This window comes from Ruegeria sp. E8 (assembly GCF_056533985.1).
In genome coordinates this window covers 624,074-644,002 of the sequence record NZ_JBQFOY010000001.1, presented here as the reverse complement: position 1 = coordinate 644,002, position 19,929 = coordinate 624,074, and the positions used below count along the sequence as shown (strand labels likewise).

Annotated in this window: 19 protein-coding genes; 7 read left to right on the top strand and 12 right to left on the bottom strand. The window is 57.7% G+C overall.

Going from position 1 to position 19,929, the window contains the following annotated elements:
- Positions 1 to 144 precede the first annotated feature (144 nt).
- Positions 145 to 3,003: an excinuclease ABC subunit UvrA gene (uvrA, locus tag ACR0LF_RS03260; RefSeq protein ID WP_480574888.1), complete on the top strand. Its 2,859-nt coding sequence runs from the start codon at positions 145 to 147 to the stop codon at positions 3,001 to 3,003.
- A 16-nt stretch (positions 3,004 to 3,019) separates the two neighbouring features.
- Here uvrA and ACR0LF_RS03255 read toward each other — a convergent pair whose 3' ends face one another.
- From ACR0LF_RS03255 to ACR0LF_RS03235, 5 genes are all read right to left on the bottom strand, one after another.
- Complete coding sequence (locus ACR0LF_RS03255; RefSeq protein ID WP_480574885.1) at positions 3,020 to 3,343, bottom strand: hypothetical protein; 324 nt, start codon at positions 3,341 to 3,343, stop codon at positions 3,020 to 3,022.
- A gap of 106 nt (positions 3,344 to 3,449) precedes the next feature.
- Positions 3,450 to 4,322 carry a 3-hydroxyisobutyrate dehydrogenase gene (gene mmsB / locus ACR0LF_RS03250; protein WP_480574882.1) on the bottom strand — a complete coding sequence of 291 codons (873 nt, stop codon included), beginning with the start codon at positions 4,320 to 4,322 and terminating at the stop codon, positions 3,450 to 3,452.
- Between the two features lie 3 nt (positions 4,323 to 4,325).
- Positions 4,326 to 5,366: an enoyl-CoA hydratase/isomerase family protein gene (locus ACR0LF_RS03245; protein WP_480574879.1), complete on the bottom strand. Its 1,041-nt coding sequence runs from the start codon at positions 5,364 to 5,366 to the stop codon at positions 4,326 to 4,328.
- A gap of 7 nt (positions 5,367 to 5,373) precedes the next feature.
- Complete coding sequence (locus ACR0LF_RS03240) at positions 5,374 to 6,516, bottom strand: acyl-CoA dehydrogenase family protein (protein WP_480574876.1); 1,143 nt, start codon at positions 6,514 to 6,516, stop codon at positions 5,374 to 5,376.
- 113 nt (positions 6,517 to 6,629) lie between these two features.
- Positions 6,630 to 7,745 carry a carboxylate-amine ligase gene (locus tag ACR0LF_RS03235; RefSeq protein ID WP_480574873.1) on the bottom strand — a complete coding sequence of 372 codons (1,116 nt, stop codon included), beginning with the start codon at positions 7,743 to 7,745 and terminating at the stop codon, positions 6,630 to 6,632.
- Positions 7,746 to 7,883: 138 nt separating this feature from the next.
- On the opposite strand from ACR0LF_RS03235, the gene ACR0LF_RS03230 reads away from it, so the two are divergent.
- Together ACR0LF_RS03230 and ACR0LF_RS03225 are read left to right on the top strand one after the other, a co-directional pair.
- Entirely contained in the window at positions 7,884 to 8,735 is an 852-nt protein-coding gene (locus ACR0LF_RS03230) for a class I SAM-dependent methyltransferase (protein WP_480574870.1), read from the top strand.
- A gap of 71 nt (positions 8,736 to 8,806) precedes the next feature.
- Positions 8,807 to 9,283, top strand: coding sequence for a fasciclin domain-containing protein (locus ACR0LF_RS03225; RefSeq protein WP_480574867.1), 477 nt, complete (start codon positions 8,807 to 8,809; stop codon positions 9,281 to 9,283).
- A gap of 69 nt (positions 9,284 to 9,352) precedes the next feature.
- Here the strand turns inward: ACR0LF_RS03225 and ACR0LF_RS03220 are convergent, their stop codons facing one another.
- Both ACR0LF_RS03220 and ACR0LF_RS03215 read right to left on the bottom strand, forming a co-directional pair.
- A complete protein-coding gene (locus tag ACR0LF_RS03220; RefSeq protein ID WP_480574864.1) occupies positions 9,353 to 9,937 on the bottom strand; it encodes a L,D-transpeptidase in 585 nt (194 codons plus the stop codon).
- Positions 9,938 to 10,140: 203 nt separating this feature from the next.
- Complete coding sequence (locus tag ACR0LF_RS03215) at positions 10,141 to 11,640, bottom strand: CoA-acylating methylmalonate-semialdehyde dehydrogenase (protein ID WP_480574861.1); 1,500 nt, start codon at positions 11,638 to 11,640, stop codon at positions 10,141 to 10,143.
- A 125-nt stretch (positions 11,641 to 11,765) separates the two neighbouring features.
- Between ACR0LF_RS03215 and ACR0LF_RS03210 the strand changes: the two genes are divergently transcribed.
- The 3 genes from ACR0LF_RS03210 to coaD all read left to right on the top strand — a co-directional run bounded on the left by ACR0LF_RS03210 (position 11,766) and on the right by coaD (position 13,722).
- Positions 11,766 to 12,647: a LysR family transcriptional regulator gene (locus ACR0LF_RS03210; RefSeq protein WP_480576170.1), complete on the top strand. Its 882-nt coding sequence runs from the start codon at positions 11,766 to 11,768 to the stop codon at positions 12,645 to 12,647.
- 60 nt (positions 12,648 to 12,707) lie between these two features.
- On the top strand, positions 12,708 to 13,145 hold the full coding sequence (locus ACR0LF_RS03205) for a CBS domain-containing protein (protein ID WP_480574858.1): 438 nt from the start codon (positions 12,708 to 12,710) through the stop codon (positions 13,143 to 13,145).
- Between the two features lie 85 nt (positions 13,146 to 13,230).
- Entirely contained in the window at positions 13,231 to 13,722 is a 492-nt protein-coding gene (coaD, locus tag ACR0LF_RS03200; RefSeq protein ID WP_480574856.1) for a pantetheine-phosphate adenylyltransferase, read from the top strand.
- On the opposite strand, the gene gap (ACR0LF_RS03195) is transcribed toward coaD, so the two are convergent.
- From gap (ACR0LF_RS03195) to gap (ACR0LF_RS03185), 3 genes are all read right to left on the bottom strand, one after another.
- Positions 13,714 to 14,718: a type I glyceraldehyde-3-phosphate dehydrogenase gene (gene gap, locus ACR0LF_RS03195; RefSeq protein WP_480574853.1), complete on the bottom strand. Its 1,005-nt coding sequence runs from the start codon at positions 14,716 to 14,718 to the stop codon at positions 13,714 to 13,716. The genes coaD and gap (ACR0LF_RS03195) overlap by 9 nt on opposite strands.
- An 82-nt stretch (positions 14,719 to 14,800) precedes the next feature.
- Positions 14,801 to 14,944, bottom strand: a complete 144-nt coding sequence (locus tag ACR0LF_RS03190) for a hypothetical protein (RefSeq protein ID WP_480574850.1) — start codon at positions 14,942 to 14,944, stop codon at positions 14,801 to 14,803.
- 75 nt (positions 14,945 to 15,019) lie between these two features.
- Positions 15,020 to 16,018, bottom strand: coding sequence for a type I glyceraldehyde-3-phosphate dehydrogenase (gap, locus tag ACR0LF_RS03185; protein WP_480574847.1), 999 nt, complete (start codon positions 16,016 to 16,018; stop codon positions 15,020 to 15,022).
- Between the two features lie 182 nt (positions 16,019 to 16,200).
- On the opposite strand from gap (ACR0LF_RS03185), the gene ACR0LF_RS03180 reads away from it, so the two are divergent.
- Positions 16,201 to 17,160, top strand: a complete 960-nt coding sequence (locus ACR0LF_RS03180; protein ID WP_480574844.1) for a DUF808 domain-containing protein — start codon at positions 16,201 to 16,203, stop codon at positions 17,158 to 17,160.
- 26 nt (positions 17,161 to 17,186) lie between these two features.
- Here the strand turns inward: ACR0LF_RS03180 and ACR0LF_RS03175 are convergent, their stop codons facing one another.
- Entirely contained in the window at positions 17,187 to 17,549 is a 363-nt protein-coding gene (locus tag ACR0LF_RS03175; RefSeq protein ID WP_480574841.1) for a hypothetical protein, read from the bottom strand.
- Positions 17,550 to 17,711: 162 nt separating this feature from the next.
- Complete coding sequence (gene tkt / locus ACR0LF_RS03170; RefSeq protein ID WP_480574838.1) at positions 17,712 to 19,733, bottom strand: transketolase; 2,022 nt, start codon at positions 19,731 to 19,733, stop codon at positions 17,712 to 17,714.
- Between the last annotated feature and the right edge of the window lie 196 nt (positions 19,734 to 19,929).

The window sequence follows — 19,929 nt, the reverse complement described above, 5'->3', positions numbered from 1 at the left end:
CTTGTGAGGGCAGGCATCGGGTTGGGGTGTTGGTGTCAGTAGATGTCGGCAATAAACCGATAGTTCACACTTTGTTCTAACTTTTTTGTTGGAGACTCAGTGCCGCTCGCCTATTTCTAAGACACTTGTGTGTTGGGGGCCAAAATGGCTGAGCTGAAAAATATCGAGGTGCGCGGCGCGCGCGAGCATAACCTCAAAAGCATCGACGTAGACATCCCTCGCGATCAGCTGGTGGTGATCACCGGGCTTTCGGGTTCGGGTAAGTCGTCCTTGGCCTTTGATACGATCTATGCCGAAGGCCAGCGCCGTTACGTCGAAAGCCTGTCGGCCTATGCGCGCCAGTTCTTGGACATGATGGAAAAGCCGGATGTGGATCACATCAGCGGCCTGTCCCCCGCGATTTCGATCGAGCAAAAGACAACGTCCAAAAACCCGCGCTCGACCGTCGGTACCGTCACAGAAATCTACGACTATTTGCGCCTGTTATTCGCGCGTGCCGGGACGCCATACAGCCCAGCCACCGGTATGCCCATCGAAGCGCAGCAGGTGCAGGACATGGTCGACCGCATCATGACGATGGAGGAGGGGACGCGCGGCTATCTCTTGGCTCCTATCGTGCGGGACCGGAAGGGGGAATACAAAAAGGAATTCCTCGAACTGCGCAAACAAGGCTTTCAGCGTGTGAAAGTCGACGGAGAGTTCTACGAATTGGACGAACCGCCCACGCTGGACAAGAAGTTCCGCCATGACATTGACGTCGTGGTTGATCGCCTCGTCGTTCGCGAGGGGATGGAAACGCGTCTGGCCGACAGTCTGCGCACAGCCCTTGATCTGGCGGACGGTATCGCGATTCTGGAAACCGCACCGCGGGAAGGAGAGCCAGAGCGCATTACCTTCAGCGAAAACTTTGCTTGCCCGGTCAGCGGTTTCACAATCCCCGAAATCGAACCTAGGCTGTTTTCGTTCAACGCCCCGTTCGGGGCCTGTCCGGACTGTGATGGCCTTGGGGTTGAGCTGTTTTTCGATGAACGCCTTGTTGTCCCGGATCAGACGCTCAAACTGTATGACGGGGCCCTCGCGCCATGGCGCAAGGGAAAATCACCCTATTTCCTGCAAACCATCGAGGCGATTGCACGCCATTACGAGTTCGACAAGAACACGCCATGGAAAGATTTGCCCCAGAAAGTGCAGAAGGTTTTTCTGCGCGGGTCTGGGAATGAAGAGATTCAGTTCCGCTATGACGAAGGCGGGCGCGTTTATCAGGTCACGCGCAGTTTCGAAGGGGTGATTCCGAACATGGAACGCCGCTATCGCGAGACCGATAGCGCGTGGATTCGCGAAGAGTTCGAGCGTTACCAGAACAACCGCCCATGCGGCACTTGCGACGGGTATCGTCTGCGGGAAGAAGCGCTGGCTGTCAAAATCGCCGGGCTCCATGTCGGTCAGGTTGTCCGGATGTCGATTCGAGAGGCGCTGGCGTGGGTCGAAGATGCCCCGAACCATTTGAGCGTGCAGAAGAACGAGATCGCGCGGGCGATTTTGAAAGAGATACGCGAGCGGCTTGGTTTCCTGAATAATGTTGGATTGGAATACCTTACGCTGTCCCGTTCGAGTGGAACACTGTCGGGTGGGGAAAGCCAACGTATTCGCCTGGCCAGCCAGATCGGGTCCGGTTTGACTGGTGTGTTGTACGTTCTGGACGAACCCTCAATCGGTTTGCATCAGCGCGACAATGACCGGCTGCTGGGGACACTCAAGAACCTGCGGGATCAGGGCAATACGGTGATCGTCGTCGAACATGACGAAGAAGCTATCCGAGAGGCGGACTATGTCTTTGACATCGGCCCCGGCGCCGGTGTTCACGGCGGACAGGTGGTCAGTCACGGGACGCCAGAACACATCGCTGCGGATGCGGCTTCGATCACGGGGCAGTATCTGTCGGGCACGCGCGAGATTGCGGTTCCGGTTGAGCGGCGGAAGGGCAACAAGAAAAAGGTGTCTGTTGTTAAGGCGACGGGGAACAACCTCAAAAATGTCACGGCTGATTTTCCGTTGGGCAAGTTCGTGTGTGTGACGGGGGTGTCCGGCGGCGGCAAGTCGACCCTGACGATTGAGACCTTGTTCAAGACCGCCTCGATGCGCCTGAACGGGGCGCGGCAAACCCCTGCACCTTGCGAGACGATCAAGGGGCTGGAGCATCTGGACAAGGTCATTGATATCGACCAACGGCCTATTGGGCGAACTCCGCGTTCAAATCCAGCGACTTACACCGGGGCCTTCACCCCGATCCGCGACTGGTTCGCCGGTTTGCCCGAGGCGAAGGCGCGCGGTTACAAGCCGGGGCGGTTCAGCTTTAACGTCAAGGGCGGCCGGTGTGAGGCGTGTCAGGGCGACGGTGTCATCAAGATCGAGATGCATTTCCTGCCGGACGTCTACGTCACCTGCGAAACCTGCAAGGGCGCGCGCTATAACCGCGAGACGCTTGAGATCAAGTTCAAGGGCAAATCCATCGCCGATGTCCTTGATATGACAGTGGAAGATGCACAAGAGTTCTTCAAAGCCGTACCGTCAATCCGTGACAAGATGGATGCGCTGGCGCGTGTCGGGCTTGGTTACATCAAGGTTGGTCAACAGGCCACCACACTGTCCGGCGGCGAGGCGCAGCGTGTGAAGCTGTCCAAGGAACTGTCGAAACGATCAACCGGACGGACGCTCTATATTCTCGACGAACCAACGACCGGCCTACATTTCGAAGATGTGCGCAAGCTGTTGGAAGTGCTGCATGAACTGGTTGATCAGGGTAACACCGTCGTTGTGATCGAACACAATCTGGACGTGGTCAAAACTGCGGATCATATCATCGATATCGGCCCGGAAGGCGGCGACGGAGGGGGTGAGATCGTAGCAACCGGAACGCCCGAAGACGTGGCTGAGGTCGAGCGCAGCCATACTGGGCATTACTTGAAACCGATGCTTGAAGGCGCACGGGTAGCGGCTGAATAAGGCGGTGGGCTGACCCTTAGTTGAGGATGTCAGCCACCGCGCCGATCAGGTTCAGAACTTTGCGTGTGTCTGGATCGACGCGATAGACATAATCACCTGCGCGAATGTAGGAATAGTCTCGGTTCAGCCCATAGCGATACGGATTGTCGACCCAGCGGTAATCGTCGCGGATAAAGTCACCATTCCGATAGATTTTTTTCGCTTGTCCCGGCGGCACACACGGAACGGATTTCTTGGCCAGCCCTGGCGGGCAATGCCCGTGCTTGTTCTTGGCCACGGCTGCAACCGGAGCTATCGCCATTGCGGCAAGCGTTGCCGTCATCACTAAGAACTTTGTCATGCCGCATTTCCTTGCAAACAGGCCGCCGGAGCCTTGGAACATGACAGTTTAGATGGCTATTTGCCCAGTGTGTGTCAAACGACTGGGCAAAAGGCCGCCCATTTCCTTATTCGCGTCCGCGCTTTTCGAACCGTGGCAACATAGCAGAGAAATCCATACCCAATCCGTCTTCGTTCTCAACGAATTGTTCGTACAAAGCAGTCGCGACCTGTCCCATCGGAGTATCCGCATCTGCACTGTCTGCGGCCTGCTGGCTGAGACGCAGGTCTTTCAGCATCAACTCGGCCGCGAAACCGGGCGTGTAGTCATTGTCGGCCGGGCTTTGTGGACCTACTCCGGGGGCGGGGCAATACGCGTTCATTGTCCAGCTATAGCCAGACGACGTGCTGACGACGTCGAACATTTTCTGGCGGTCCAGACCCAGCTTGTCCGCCAAAGCAAAGGCTTCGCAAGTGGCGATCATGGTGACGCCAAGGATCATGTTGTTACAGATCTTCGCAGCCTGACCGGCCCCGGCTTCACCACAGTGAACCGCCTTTTGGCCCATGATGTCGAACAAGGGGGCTGCCTTTGCAAAGGCGGCTTCCGATCCGCCGGCCATGAAGGTCAGTGTACCACCAGCAGCGCCGCCAATACCGCCGGAAACCGGCGCATCCACCGACAGCAGACCGGCGCCCTCAGCCTGTTCTGCAACGGCGCGTGCACTGTCCACGTCGACTGTCGAGCAATCGATCAGCACGGCACCCTTCGCCATGGCTGGAATGATCTGATCCGCAACGGACCGGAGGATCGCCCCGTTTGGCAGCATGGTGATAACGGCGTCCGCCGCGGTAACGGCTTCGGCGGCCGTTTCGGCCTGCGTAACGCCGTCCACGGTTACGCCTGCCGTATCAAAACCAAGAACCTGATGCCCGGCCTTTGCCAGATTGACCGCCATGGGGGCGCCCATGTTTCCCAGCCCTATGAAACCGATCTGCATCTCTTAGTCCTCCTCGAAAGTCAGGGTGTCCGCACCAAGCGGTTGCAACATCTTCGACACGGCCACCAAAGGGACGTTCATGTCGGGAAACTGCCAGTTCGGGTTGCGGTCTTTGTCAATGATCTGTGCGCGGATGCCCTCAAGAAAATCGCCATGCTCCATCGACCGGTGGGTAAAGCGATATTCCATGTCCAACGCGCGCCGCATGTTCAGAGAGGGACCGCGCAGACGATGCAGCATCTCAACTGTACAAGCCACGGATAGCGGCGCGTTCTTCTGCATCGCCCGCAGCGTTTTCGCTGAAAACTCCTGCTCATCACTGCGCAGGCTGGTCAGGATGTCACCTAGTGTTTCTCCGGAAAAATGCTGATCGATCTTGGCCTGCAATCCGGCCAATTCGCCATCGGGTGGTGTTTGGGCATGGTCGGTTATCAGTTCAGCGTTGCCAGACGCCTCCAGCATCTCGATCAGATCGGACCATTGCGACTGAGGAATAAAATGGTCCGCAAACCCCGCAAGAATCGCATCCGCAGGCCCCATTCTGAATCCTGTAGTCCCTAGATACTCACCCAATCGCCCCAGCGCGAGCGCCAGCATCAGCGATCCGCCGACATCCGGCACCAACCCGATCGAGCATTCCGGCATCGAAATCCGGGAAGTTTCCCCGACTACGCGGTGACTGCCGTGGCAGCCGATACCGACACCGCCGCCCATGGTGAAACCCTGAAGAAAGCTGATGACCGGTTTGGGGTATTCGAAGATCAGAGCATTCAGGCGGTATTCGTCACGCCAGAACTTCTGACCATACGCGTAGTCGCCTTTGGTTCCGGTCTCATACAGTTCGGCAATGTCGCCGCCGGCGCAGAACGCTTTTTCCCCCTCGGCGTCAAGGATGATCAGGTCAACGGCATCGTCTTCACGCCAGTTGCGCAGCGCTGTGTCGATGGCCATGCACATGTCATAGCTCAACGCGTTCAGTGCGTGGGGACGGGTCAGGGTGATGCGTCCGGCCCGGCCTGTGGTGCGGATATCGATGTCTGACATAGGGGCCTCAGCGGTTGGCGAGCATCTGGCGTGAAACGATCACGCGCATGATCTCATTGGTGCCTTCCAATATCTGATGCACGCGAAGATCGCGCACAAGCTTTTCGATGCCGTAATCCGCAAGATAGCCATACCCGCCATGCAATTGCAGGCACTGATCCACGACTTTCGACCCGGTCTCGGTCACGAATTTCTTGGCCATGGCACAGAATTTCGTGGCGTCGGGCGCGCCGTTGTCCAGTTTCCATGCTGCATGGCGCAGGAAGGTACGTGCGGCCTGCAATTCGATCTCCATATCCGCCAAACGAAACTGAAGCGCCTGGAACTGGTCGATGGATTGGCCAAATGCCTTTCGCTCGGACATGTATTGCAATGTCATATCCAGCCCCGCCTGAGCTGCCCCGAGGGAACAGGCCGAGATATTGAGCCGCCCGCCGTCCAGGCCCATCATGGCATATTTGAACCCGTCGCCTTCGGTGCCCACGAGGTTGCCAGCCGGGATTTTGCAATCGTCGAACTGAACCTGCGCTGTGGGTTGGCTTTTCCAGCCCATTTTCTGCTCCAGCGCGCCAAAACTCAGACCCGGTGTGCCGTCTTCGACATAAACGGTCGAGATACCCTTGGGGCCATCCTGACCGGTGCGTACCATGCAGACATAGGCGTCGGAATACCCACCGCCCGATATGAACGCCTTGGTGCCGTTCAACGTATATCCTTCGTTCGTACGTTCAGCGCGTGTTTTCAGCGCCGCCGCGTCCGAACCTGAACCAGGCTCGGTCAGGCAATAGCTGAGAACCGTATTCAGGCTCAGAACATCGGGCATGACGCGCGCCTTCAGGTCGTCACCCGCGAAATTGTCCAACATCTTGGCGCACATGTTGTGGATCGACAGGAAGGCGGCGACAGAAGGGCAGGCCATCGACAAGGCCTCAAACACCAGCGTTGCATCCAGCCGGGTCAGGTTCGAGCCTCCGCTGTCCTCGGAAACGTAAAGCGCCCCGAAACCAAGCTCTCCGATCTGCGGCCACAGGGTTTTGGGAATGGTGCCGTCGGATTCCCACTGCCTTGCAAAGGGTGCGATGTTTTCCTGCCCAAACGCGTATGCCATGTCGAATATGGCTGTTTGTTCCTCGCTGAGTGCGAAATCCATGGCGCTCCCTCCCGTCGGCAATGAATTGAACGGTTGTTTATTTCTGAATTCTTACAGAAATTTTGCAGGCTCAACAATGGCCCTGCGGCGTTGGGAACATTTGCCGCTACTGATCAAAGATCAGCATGGAATTCTTCGATCAAATGGCGGACGACGGCCTGTCCCGGGTCGTCCCCGCGGGCCGCAGCTTCGGCATGTACACGGCGCTGACGCGTGGCCGAGGTGCCGTTTTCAGCAATCTGCCGTAGCCGGGCAAGTTCGGTCATGGTGCCCAAGGCCTCGGCGTCTTCGGCCAGCAATCCCATCAAGTCACCGATCAATTCGGACATGGGTTTCACCGAGCGGTCACCGAAGTCTATCAGCCCTTCGCCCACGCCATATCGCTGCGCACGCCAGCGGTTTTCACCAATCAGAAAACGATCATATTGCCGCCAGCGCAGGTTTCGGTCTTTCAGGCGGCACAACATCCGGGTCAGGGCCTGCGTCAGCGCCGCCAATGACAAAGTGTGTTCCAACCGGGGCTGCACATCCATAATCCGTGTTTCCAATGTCGGAAAACGGTGCGAGGGGCGCAGGTCCCACCAGATCTTGGTCGTGTCTTCGATCACCCCAAGCTCGACCAGAATACCTGTGGTCCGCTCATACTCGCCCCAACTGGCGAAGACCGGGGGCAGCCCGGTGCGGGGCAGGTTATCGAACACTGTCAGCCGGTAAGAAGACAGGCCGGTATCCTCGCCATTCCAGTAGGGTGACGATGTGGACAGCGCCAAAAGATGCGGCAGGAAATATGACAGCTGCGGCATCAGATCGGCCCGCAGGGCAGGGTCAGCGACCCCCACATGCACATGCATCCCACAGATCAGCATCCGGCGGGCAACACCGCCCAACGCATGTTGCAGCGCGTCATACCGTTCTTTGCGGGTATGATGCTGGTCCTTCCAGTTGGCGAATGGGTGGCAGGACACGGCGATGGGGGCCAGATTGTATTCGGCGGCCCGTTTCGACACGCACGAGCGCAGACGCTTCAGGTCTTCTCGCGCCGATGCGACGGTGGTGTGTGGCCGGGTGCCGACCTCTATCTGGCATTGCAGGAACTCGGGGCTGACCTGGCCTTCGAAATCACTTTGGCAGGCATCCATTAGCGCCTCGGGAGCTTCGGACAATTGAAGGCTGTCTCGGTCCACTAAAAGGTATTCTTCCTCGATCCCCAATGTGAAGTCCGGCTGCATGGTGGCCCTCGCGGTTGTTGTTCCAAGCAGTGAATACGGAATTTCGCTTTTTGCCAAGGGTTTGCCCGGCTTGTCCTTGCAGAGCTATGGTCAGCAGCGGTATGGAACGGGCGTAGGTAAGACCGTGGAGCCAGTACCGTGAAACCCAGAAAATTCCCAAAGATCAACGCCGCCCTTGAGGAGTTGGGGGTGAAACTGGTGGATAAAGTCACGGAACAGGATGAACGGGCGCGACTGGAAGCCTTTGAGGCGGCCGGTGGCCTAACGCGTCCCGCCTACGCATTGTCGCCCGGCATGGAAGGGTTCGACATCTCTCAGCTTGTGGCTGAATACGAGGGTCACAAGGCAGCTTTGGAGGCGCTAAAAGATCCCGCGCGCAATCAGACCGGCTATCGCACTGGCAATGGCTATTATGACAGCCCGGATGCGGACGCATTGTATCTGATGATCCGCCGCTTTCAGCCCAAACGGGTGATCGAGGTTGGATGTGGCAATTCCACCCGTGTGACCCGGCAAGCGATTATCGATGGTGATTTGGACACCACAATCACCGCGATCGACCCGTACCCTCGCGCCGACATCGCCCACGTAGTCGATAAATTCGAGCAGAAACGCCTTGAGGAGACCGACCCGGCACTGTTCGCAGAACTGGAGGCCGGAGACGTTCTGTTCATCGATTCCAGCCATGTCGTTCGGATGAGCAATGACGTCGCCCACCTGTTTTGCCGCATCATTCCAACGCTGAAACCCGGCGTGGTGGTCCATGTGCACGATGTTTTTCTGCCCTACGAATACCCCAAGCGGTTCTTCTACGATTGCCCGGGCTGGGGTGAGCAGTACATGTTGCACGCATTGCTGCAATCTGGAGCGTATTCAATGCTTTGGCCGGGATACTTCCTGCAACAGGATCGCCCGGACGCCGTCGCCGCGTTGCCGTTTCTGGCTGAAGGACGCGCGCAGAGCATCTGGGTGCAACTCAAAGAAAATTGATCGCCGAGTGATCCACGGCGGCAAAAGGTCCGTACCCCTTTCCATAACACGCTGGAGAGGAGAAGACAGCTATGTTCCGTCGCACATTCATGGGCGCAGCCGCCGCACTTGCACTTGCAATGCCACTCAAGGCGCAGGCCGCTGACATCGTCGACACCGCCGTTGCTGCCGGGTCGTTCAACACTTTGGTCGCCGCGGTTCAGGCCGCAGGTCTGGTTGACACCCTCAAAGGGGATGGTCCGTTCACCGTTTTCGCGCCCACGGATGAAGCCTTTGCTGCTTTGCCCGAAGGCACAGTGGAAACGCTGTTGAAACCCGAAAACAAAGATCAGCTTGTGTCGATCCTGACCTATCACGTCGTTCCGGCCAAGGTGATGTCCGGAGATATCGCCGGCAAGCGCGCAAAGGTTCTGACCGTTCAGGGTGAGCGTTTGAGCGTCAATGCCAGGAACGGCGTAAAAGTGAATGATGCCAAGGTTGTGCAGGCGGATATTGAAGCCAGCAACGGGGTGATTCACGTGGTCGATGCAGTTATTCTGCCGGAATAACTTTGCAGCCTTCTAAAACATCAAAGCCCCGGCAAAGGTTCGGGGCTTTTTCGTTTCAACACCGGTAGATCAGACCAGACGAACCTGCGTTCCGATCTGGACCAGAGGATACAGCTCCTCGACATGCTGATTATAAAGGCCGATGCAGCCAGACGAGCTCTGACGACCGATCTTGCGCGTGTCATGCGTGCCGTGAACCAGATAAGCGGGCCAGCCCAGATACATGGCACGGGTTCCCAGTGGGTTGCCCGGATCGCCACCTTCCATCCGCACCGGTAGCGTAGGATCCCGTTCGCGCATGGATGCAGTCGGAGTCCAGCTTGGGAACTCGGTTTTACGCATTACTTTCGTGTATCCGCGCTTGGTGAGTTCTTCGCTCATGGGGACGGAACTTGGGTACAGTCTATACGTGCCGTCGGGGGCCCAGAAATGTACAGCGCGGCTGGTGATATCGGCCAACAGACAACCGACGCCAAGCTCATCAAAATGGTCCTGCCAGTTTTGCTGCGAGAACGATGACACATTGCGACGTACCGGCAATTGGGTGCTGATGGCATCTTCCGTGGTCGGGAAAGCATCTGTGCTTTGCGCCCGAACAAGGGCAGGGGTCGCCACCAGTGAGGCAGCGCCCAGCAGGGCGGAACGACGGGTCATGCGGGATTGGGACAAGGTTGCCTCCGGTAAATTAACTGCTCGGTACGTACTTTGGCGCCAAAATATTTACCTTGGCTGCGTTTTTCCAGAGCTTCAAAACTGAATTTCTTGTGAACAGGGCACCTTGGCCGGGTTTTCGGCGGAAAGATGCGAAAAACCCGGCCCAATACTGGGCCGGGTTTCAAAACTTGTGGTTTTTTGGATCAGTCCATGGCTTTGAAGTTGAACTCGCCACCTTCCTTGATGCCCGACGGCCAGCGCGAGGTCACGGTTTTGGTGCGGGTGTAGAACTTGAAGCTGTCAGGACCGTGCTGGTTCAGGTCACCGAACATCGATTTCTTCCAGCCGCCAAAGGTGTGGTAAGCCAGCGGAACCGGGATTGGAACGTTGATGCCGACCATGCCGATATTGATCCGGCTGGCAAAGTCACGGGCCGTGTCACCGTCACGGGTGAAGATCGCGGTGCCGTTGCCGTATTCATGATCCATCGCCAGTTTCAGTGCTTCTTCATACGACCCGGCGCGTACAGTCGACAGGACCGGGCCAAAGATCTCCTGTTTATAGATGTCCATGTCGGGGGTGACATGGTCGAACAGGTGCGGGCCGACAAAGAAGCCGTCCTCATAGCCTTGCAGGCTGAAGTCGCGATTGTCGACGACCAGTTTTGCGCCCTGTTCCACGCCCGAGTTGATCAGGCCGAGGATACGCTCTTTCGCGGCGGCGGTCACAACCGGGCCCATGTCGACGTCATCGCCAGCCGTGTAGGGGCCAACCTTCAGCTTTTCGACGCGCGGGATCAATTTTTCGATCAATGCGTCCGCGGTTTCTTCACCAACCGGCACCGCAACCGAGATAGCCATGCAACGTTCACCTGCAGCACCGAACCCGGCACCGACCAGCGCGTCGGCAGCCTGATCCAGATCCGCGTCGGGCATAACGATCATGTGGTTCTTTGCGCCGCCAAAGCACTGCGCACGTTTGCCGTTCGCGGTTGCGCGGGAATAGATGTACTGCGCAATCGGGGTCGAGCCGACAAAGCTGACGCCCTGAATGATCTCGCTGTCGAGGATCGTGTCCACAGCTTCCTTGTCGCCGTTCACGACCTGGAACACGCCTTTGGGCAGGCCAGCTTCGACAAAAAGTTCGGCCAGCATCAGCGGCACCGAGGGGTCACGCTCGGACGGCTTCAGTACCACGGCATTGCCGCAGGCCAGCGCCGGGCCAACGTGCCAAAGCGGCATCATTGCAGGGAAGTTGAAGGGCATGATCGAGCCGACAACACCCAGCGGCTGACGCATCGAATACATGTCAATGCCGGGGCCAGCGCTGTCGGTGAATTCACCTTTCAGCATCTGCGGGGCGCCGATGCAGTACTCGATCACTTCCAGTCCGCGCTGCAGGTCACCCTTCGCGTCAGGGATGGTTTTGCCGTGCTCACGGCTCAGCGCTTCGGCCAGCTTATCCATGTCGCGGTTCATCAGGCCGACCATGGCCATCATGACGCGGGCACGTTTCTGAGGGTTGGTTGCGCCCCACGCGGGCTGCGCGGCAGCTGCGGCTTCAATGGCTGCGGTGGTTTCCGCTGCACTGGCCATCGGGCACTTGTATTGAACTTCACCCGTCGCGGGGTTGTAGACGTCGTCGAAACGGCCGGATGTTCCGGCGACCATTTCGCCGTTCAGGAAATGGGTCAGATCTTGCATCAATAGCTCCTCCGATAGATTTGCGCGCAGAATAGGCTTGCAGAAATCCCACGAACAGAGGCAATGTCTCAAAAGAGTTTTGCAAAAATGCAAAGGGGTATGGGGTGACTCCAAACTGGGACGATATGCGGATATTTCTGGCCGTGGCGCGGGAGGAAAGCTTGTCGTCCGCCGGGCGTATCCTGAAAATCGACCCGGCAACTGTGGGGCGCCGTGTGGCCCGGCTCGAGTCCACGCTGGACTCGTCTTTGTTCACCAAATCGCAACAGGGCTACGTGCTGACCCCAGCAGGGCAACGCCTGTTGGAACACGGTTTGCACGCTGAAGAAGCCATGCGCGCGGCTGCCGGGGCCGTGGCCGGGTCGACGAAATCGCTGAGCGGGCAAATCAGGATCGGCGCACCGGATGGCAGCGCCAATTACCTGCTGCCTCAGGTCTGCGCAAAGATCAGTAATGCGAACCCTGATTTGGACATACAGATCCTGGCGCTTCCACGGGTGATCAACCTGTCCCGACGCGAGGCGGATATGGCGGTGACAGTCAGCGCGCCGACGGCCGGTCAATTGCTGGTGAAAAAAGTCAGCGACTACAAACTGCACATGGTCGCGACCGAGGAATATCTGGAAAGACATGATCCGATTCAATCAATTGCAGACCTGAAAGGGCACAGGTTGATCGGCTATATTCCCGACATGATCTTTGACCGAGAGCTGGATTACCTGAACGACATAGGTGTTGACCGTGTCGCGCTTGCATCGAACTCGGTCTCGGTGCAATTGCGGCAAGTCTCGTTGGGTTCCGGGGTTTGTGTGGCCCATGACTTCACGCTGCCCTTCCACCGCGACCTGCGGAAAATCCTGACGGATCAAGTGAGTTTGACGCGCAGCTTCTATCTGGTGAGGCATGAGGGAGATCAGCGCAACGAACGGTTGAACCGCTTTGCGGACGCCCTGACACGTGGCATTCGCGAGGAAGTGCTTCGTTTGGAAGCAGATGCCGACGCTTGACAGGTCAAAGCAATCGCGCAACGTTTTGGAATAAGTGTTATTATTCCGGAGGTATTCTTCATGTTAGTACAGGCCATCCTGAAGTCCAAAGCGACAGACGGCGTTGTGACGGTTGCGCCAACGGCAACAGTCTCGGAGGCCTCGAAGATTCTTGCGGAAAACCGGATCGGGACGGTCATAATTTCTGAAGACGGTGGTGAAACTGCGTCGGGCATCCTGTCCGAGCGTGACATTGTTCGCGAATTGGCGGCCAGCGGCAGCAATTGTCTGAACCAGCCGGTGGAATCCTACATGACGCAGAATCTGATCACGACGACCCGCCAGGCCACGGTTCAGGACATTATGGCGCGCATGACCGAAGGGCGGTTTCGCCACATGCCGGTGGTTGAAGACGGCAAGCTGATCGGCATTGTGACCATTGGGGACGTTGTGAAGGCCCAGTTGGCCGAACTGGCCATGGAAAAAGACGCCCTTGAAGGCATGATTATGGGGCATTAACGGCAAGGGTTACCGCAGCAACCACTTGCACCTGCAGCAAAGTTATGTTTGCTTGCGCAGAAATATTGTTGCGCAGGAGGGCGCGATGCGGGTTGGATTATATCCTGGAACCTTCGATCCCATTACCATGGGACACATCGATATCATCCGTCGGGCGGCTGCTTTGGTGGACAAACTGGTCATCGGCGTTGCCATCAATCGCGATAAGGGCCCTCTGTTCTCGCTGGAAGAGCGTGTGGCCATGATCGAAGCTGAATGCGCCCAGCTCTCTCAGCAGACCGGAACCGAAATCGTTGCGCATCCTTTTGAAAACCTTCTGATCGATTGTGCGCGGGATGTAGGGGCGCAGATCATCGTGCGCGGTCTGCGTGCGGTTGCCGATTTCGAGTACGAGTTTCAAATGGTCGGTATGAACCGCGCCCTGGACGATTCGATTGAAACCGTCTTTCTGATGGCCGAAGCCCGGCATCAGGCGATTGCCTCGAAACTGGTGAAGGAAATCGCCCGATTGAACGGGGACGTGTCGAAATTCGTCACGCCCAGCGTCAACACAGCGCTGAAAGAACGGTTAGGCTAGGGCGCCCATTGCGGCGGCCGTGTCCAGCATTCGGTTCGAAAAACCCCATTCGTTGTCATACCAGGCCAGCACTCGGACCAACGTGCCGTCGGTGACTTTGGTTTCGGCCAGCGAAACTGTCGAGCTGTGCGGATCATGGTTGAAGTCAACGGAAACCAGCGGGCGGCTTTCCGCAGCCAGCACGCCGGGGATTTTGGCAGCGGCGTCGAGGAACAACTGGTTGACCTCTTCCTCGGTCGTGGGGCGTGAGACCTCGGCCACTAGATCAACGACCGAGACATTCGGGGTTGGGACACGGATCGCCTGACCGGTCAGTTTCCCTTTCAACTGCGGCAGCACCAACCCAACGGCGGCGGCGGCACCGGTTGTTGTCGGGATCATCGATAGGGCTGCGGCGCGCGACAGATAGGGGTCTTTCCCGACCAGATCATGCACTGGCTGGCTGGCGGTATAGGCGTGAACGGTCGTCATGTTGCCGTGCTTGATCCCAAGGCCCGCATCCAAGGCCGCGGCAACCGGAGACAAGCAGTTGGTTGTGCAGGAGGCATTTGAGACGACCAGATCCTCGGCTGTCAGTTCCTGATCGTTTACGCCAAAGACAATGGTTTTCACGTTCCCGTCACCTCTTGCCGGAGCCGATATCAAAACCTTCTTCGATCCGTTCTTAAAATGACGTTCAGCTGCGTCACGGGTCCGAAATACGCCTGTGCATTCCAGAACAACGTCAATATCCGACCAGGGCAGGTCTTCGGGATTGCGCTCACTGCTTAGGCGGATCGGACCGCGACCCACATCCAGGCCAGCATCGCTAAGCGTAACCGGGTTGGGGTAACGACCGTGTACGCTGTCAAATTCAAAGAGATGCGCGTTCATCTCAGGCTTGCCAAGATCGTTGATCGCGACGATCTCAACATCAGTGCGTCCGCTTTCCATCACCGCGCGCAGAACCCCGCGCCCGATCCGTCCAAATCCGTTGATCGCCAATTTCAGGGTCATGGTCCGCTCCGTTCAGATGTCTCATATGGATAAGTTAGCGCTAACAAATCCAGATCAACAAAAAAGTCAAGAGAAACCTCAATCATCGCCAGAAAGCGAGCCAGTCCAGAAAGTCGTAAAGCTTCTTGCCGAGAAACAGCAGATGCTCGGTTCCATACAGTGCTATGTCCAGCATCATGCCGCCAAGCAGTAGAAGGCCGAGCCAGATAGCGATTTGATTGGTCATGGCTGTTCCGAACAAAAATGCCCGCTCAGATAACCTGAGCGGGCATCAAGGTACAAGCGAAGTCCGAAGGGTCAGTTAAAGGCGGCCCATCGCAACAGCAACGTCGGCCATACGGACCGAGAAGCCCCATTCATTGTCATACCATGCCAGAACACGGACCATGCGGTCGTCGACCACGCGGGTCTGATCCGGCGCGAAGATCGAGCTTTCTTCGGTGTGATTGAAGTCGGTCGACACCAGCGGTGCGGGCTCATAGCCCAGAACGCGCTGCATCGGGCCCTTGGCGGCTTCTTCGACGATGGCGTTGATTTCAGCAGTCGTGGTGTCGCGCGAGGCACGGAACGTCAGGTCGACAGCCGAGACATTCGGGGTAGGGACGCGGATGGCGGATCCATCCAGACGGCCTTTCAGGTTCGGCAGAACCTCACCCAGCGCTTTGGCCGCACCGGTCGAAGTCGGGATCATCGACATCGCGGCAGCGCGGGCGCGGTAAAGATCGCTGTGACGACGGTCCAGTGTCGGCTGGTCGCCGGTATAGGCGTGGATGGTAGTCATGATTCCGTGTTCGATGCCGACACCTTCGTCCAGAACCTTGGCAAGCGGAGCAAGGCAGTTGGTGGTGCAGGATCCGTTGGAGACCATGTTGTCGTTGGCGGTCAGCGTGTTGTGGTTCACGCCGAAGACGATGGTCTTGTCGACATTCTTTCCGGGTGCGGACAGAAGAACCTTGCCTGCACCGCGATCCAGATGGGTTTTCGCCTTGGTGCCGTCGTTGAACTTTCCGGTGCACTCCAGAACGACATCACAGCCTTCCCAGTCCAGCTCGTTCATGTCGTAGGTCGAGAACATCTGCATCGGGCCACGGCCCAGATCCATGGTGTTGCCCTCGATGGAAACTTCACGCGGGAACCGTCCGTGGACGCTGTCGTATTTCAGCAGATGCGCCGATGTTTCCAGCGGGCCGGTGGCGTTGACTTTGATCACTTCGATGTCGTTGCGCCCCGAGGCGGCGATGTGCGACAGGGTGCAGCGGCCAATACGGCCAAAACCATTGATACCGACCTTGATGGTCATATGACGTCTCCAAATGCGCTTGCTTTGAGGGCCATATAGCGGTGAAAGGGGAATCTCAAAAGGGCAAAAACGGCATATTTTTAAGGTGTTAGCGCAAACCTGCGCCGGTTGCGCTAACGCTTGCGCTAGCCGTTGGATCAGGTAGGGTCCGGGTTGCGGCAGTTGAAGTGAAAGGAAGCGCGATGAGTGGTCTTTTGGCCCTGTTGGATGACGTGGCAGGGATTGCCAAAGTTGCGGCGGCATCGGTGGACGATGTGGTCGCCGCAGCAGGCAAGGCAGGGGCCAAAACCGCCGGTGTGATTATTGATGACGCAGCGGTGACACCAAAATACGTGCAGGGTTTTGCCCCGGCGCGCGAATTGCCGATCATCTGGCGCATTGCGCGCGGATCAATCTTCAACAAGATCATACTCTTGCTGCCCGTGGCGTTGCTGCTGGCCAATTTCGCGCCGTGGCTGATCACGCCATTGCTGATGCTGGGCGGGTCGTATTTATGTTTTGAAGGTGCTGAGAAAATCTTTCATGTCTTGTTCCCCCATGGCAGCCATGTCATTGAGGACGATATGAAAAATCGCGACCCCGGCCACCTGGAGGAGCAAAAGGTCAAGGGGGCCATCAAGACGGATTTTATCCTTTCGGCTGAGATTATGACCATTGCCTTGGCCGCGATTGAAGCGCCGAACCTGTGGATGCAGGCCGCGACACTGGCAGTTGTAGGGATTGGTGTGACGGTGGCCGTTTACGGCTCGGTGGCGCTGATTGTTAAGATGGATGATGTCGGACTGTTCCTGGCGAACAACGCACCGACGCCCATCGGTCGCGGTTTGGGGCGCGGATTGGTCAAGGCCATGCCTGGGGTCATGAAAACTTTGTCGATTGTCGGCACGGCGGCGATGCTGTGGGTTGGTGGATCGATCGTCATCCACGGGCTGGAAGTGCTGGGCTTTGGTTGGTTGCAGCACCTGATTTACGACTGGGCCAAAGCAATCGCTTATTCGGCACCCAAAGACTGGGCCGCTGCAGTGAAATGGCTGGCCAAGGCGACGATGGACGGTGTTCTTGGGTTGGCTTGGGGTCTGGTTTTGATCCCTCTGGCTACCAAGGTGATAATACCTTTGTTCGGAAAAAAAGCGGGGCATTAAGATGACCCGCTTTTACCTTGCCTGCTTCAGAAACCGTTGGGATTGCCTTTGACGACAACTCCGGTACCATCGACTTTACCGTCTTTATAAAGGGTTACGACATTGCCTTCGATCTTCAGGTCCCAGCAGTTCTCCGGATCGGCACCATATTGAAAGCACATGCCGTTTTCGGTTGCTCTCCACGTGCCGCTGTATCCTGCGCCTTTGATGGAACCGTCACCGGCGTAGTATTCTGAGAATGATCCGGAAAGCATGCCGCCTTGGTAGGTGTGGTCGCTCATTGTTTGAGTGATCTGGTCTTTCGAGGCAAAGCCCGCCGCCGAAAGCGACGTGGCTGATACCGCCAGCGCCAGAGTGATGAGACCGGTTTTTATTGTTTGGGAACCCATATGCGATGTCCTGTTTCTGCAAGTCCTGGCCTCAACTAATCTGATCCGAGGTCCGGCACAGGCAGGATGGTATCACGCCTTGTCACCAAGGCGTGAGGTCGGTCAGGGCATAAAAAAAGGCGACCCGTAAGCCGCCTTTTGAAAGGATATGAACGGGCGGGGTTAGCCCAGCAGTTCCTTGACCTTGGCAACAGTGGCCTCGGCGGTGATGCCGAAATGCTTGTACAACTCACCCGCCGGAGCGGACGCGCCGAAGCTCGACATGCCGATGAAGCCAGCTTTGGCTTCACGACCACGTTCGCCCAGCAGCCAACGGTCCCAACCTCCGGCACGTACGGCGGCCTCGATACCGACGCGCACGGCGCCAGCGGGCAGAACGCGTTTGCGATAGGCTTCGTCCTGCTCGGCAAACAACTCCATGCAGGGCATCGAGACGACGCGGGTGCCGATGCCTTCGGCTTCCAGCATTGCCTTGGCTTCCATCGCCAGCGACACCTCGGACCCGGTGGCGATCAGGATGGCCTGACGCTTGCCTTCGGCTTCGGCCAGAACATAAGCGCCTTGCGCAGTGAGGTTCTTGGTCTTGTGATCCTTGCGTACGGTTGGAACACCCTGACGGGTCAGCGACAGGACCGAGGGGCTGTCCTTGAAGGTCAGCGCCAATTCCCACGCTTCAGCTGTTTCGATCGTATCGGCGGGGCGGAACACATAGGTGTTCGGCGTCGCGCGCGAAATCGCCAGATGCTCGACCGGCTGGTGGGTCGGGCCGTCTTCGCCCAGACCGATCGAGTCATGGGTCATCACAAAGACCGATGGCACTTTCATCAGCGCAGCCAGACGCATGGACGGGCGGGCATAGTCCGTGAAGGCCATGAAGGTGCCGCCATACGGGCGGATGCCACCGTGCAGCGCCATGCCGTTCATTGCAGCGGCCATGCCGTGTTCGCGGATTCCGTAGTGAATGTAACGACCCTTGCGGTTTTCCGGCAGGAACACGCCCATATCGGCGGATTTGGTGTTGTTCGACCCGGTCAGATCGGCCGAGCCGCCGACGGTCTCGGTCATGATCGGGTTCACAACGTTCAGAACCTTTTCAGACGACGCGCGGGTGGCCAATTTCGGCTGATCTTCCGACATCTGCTTTTTGAACGCGCGGATGGCACCGGTCAGTTTCTTGGGTGCTTCAAACGCGTAGGCGCGGTTGAACTCAGCCTGTTTGCGCTCGGACAGTTGCGCGAAACGCTCTTCCCACGCTGCGCGCTCGGCAGCACCACGGGCACCGATGGCTTCCCATGCGGTTTTCACACTGGCGGGGATTTCGAACGCGTCATGCGGCCAGCCATAGCCGTCTTTGGCCGCTTTCAACTGATCCTGATCGGTCAGCGCGCCGTGGCCCTTCGACGTGTCCTGCGCCGCGTGTCCCAGAGCGATGTGGCTTTCGCAGGCAATCATCGTCGGTTTGTTCGACTTCTTCGCCTGTGTGATCGCGGCATCGATGGCTTGCGGATCGTGGCCGTCAATCTCGATCACATGCCAGCCCGAGGCCGCAAACCGGCGCACCTGATCGGTGCGGTCCGCCATATCGACAGTGCCGTCGATGGTGATGTTGTTGTTGTCCCAGAACACGATCAGCTTGCTCAGCTCGTGACGACCGGCCAGGGTGATTGCTTCTTGGCTAACGCCTTCCATCAGGCAGCCATCACCAGCGATCACATAGGTGTAGTGATCCACGACCTTCTTGCCATAATGCGCGCGCTGGATTTCCTCGGCCATGGCAAAGCCCACAGCATTCGAGATACCCTGACCCAGCGGACCGGTGGTGGTTTCGACACCATCGATCAGGAAGTTTTCCGGGTGGCCTGCGGTTTTTGCACCCAACTGGCGGAAATTCTTGATCTCTTCCAGCGTAACGTCGCCATGACCCGTGAGGTAAAGCAGCGAATAGATCAGCATCGAGCCATGGCCCGCTGACAGGATAAACCGGTCACGGTCGGGCCAGTTCGGGGCCGACGCATCGAATTTCAGGTGCTTTTCGAACAGCACGGTCGCAACGTCGGCCATGCCCATGGGCATACCGGAATGGCCGGAGTTTGCGGCGGCGACGGCGTCAAGGGTCAGGGTGCGGATGGCCGCAGCTTTGTCCCAATGTTCGGGGTTGGCATTGCGCAGCGCAGTCAGGTCCACGGGCGTTGTTCCTTTGGATAAAAAGCAGATTGCGGGCTCAATACCACTCAGTACCCAAAGTGCAAGCGGAACCGGGCTTTGACCGCCACGGATGGGTGAAGAGCGCGGCCCAAGTGGTTGAAACCAAACAGTGGGTATTTTCTGTCGCATTCCGCTAGACTGTCAGCAGGCGGGATTCGATTTTGATTCGGATCAT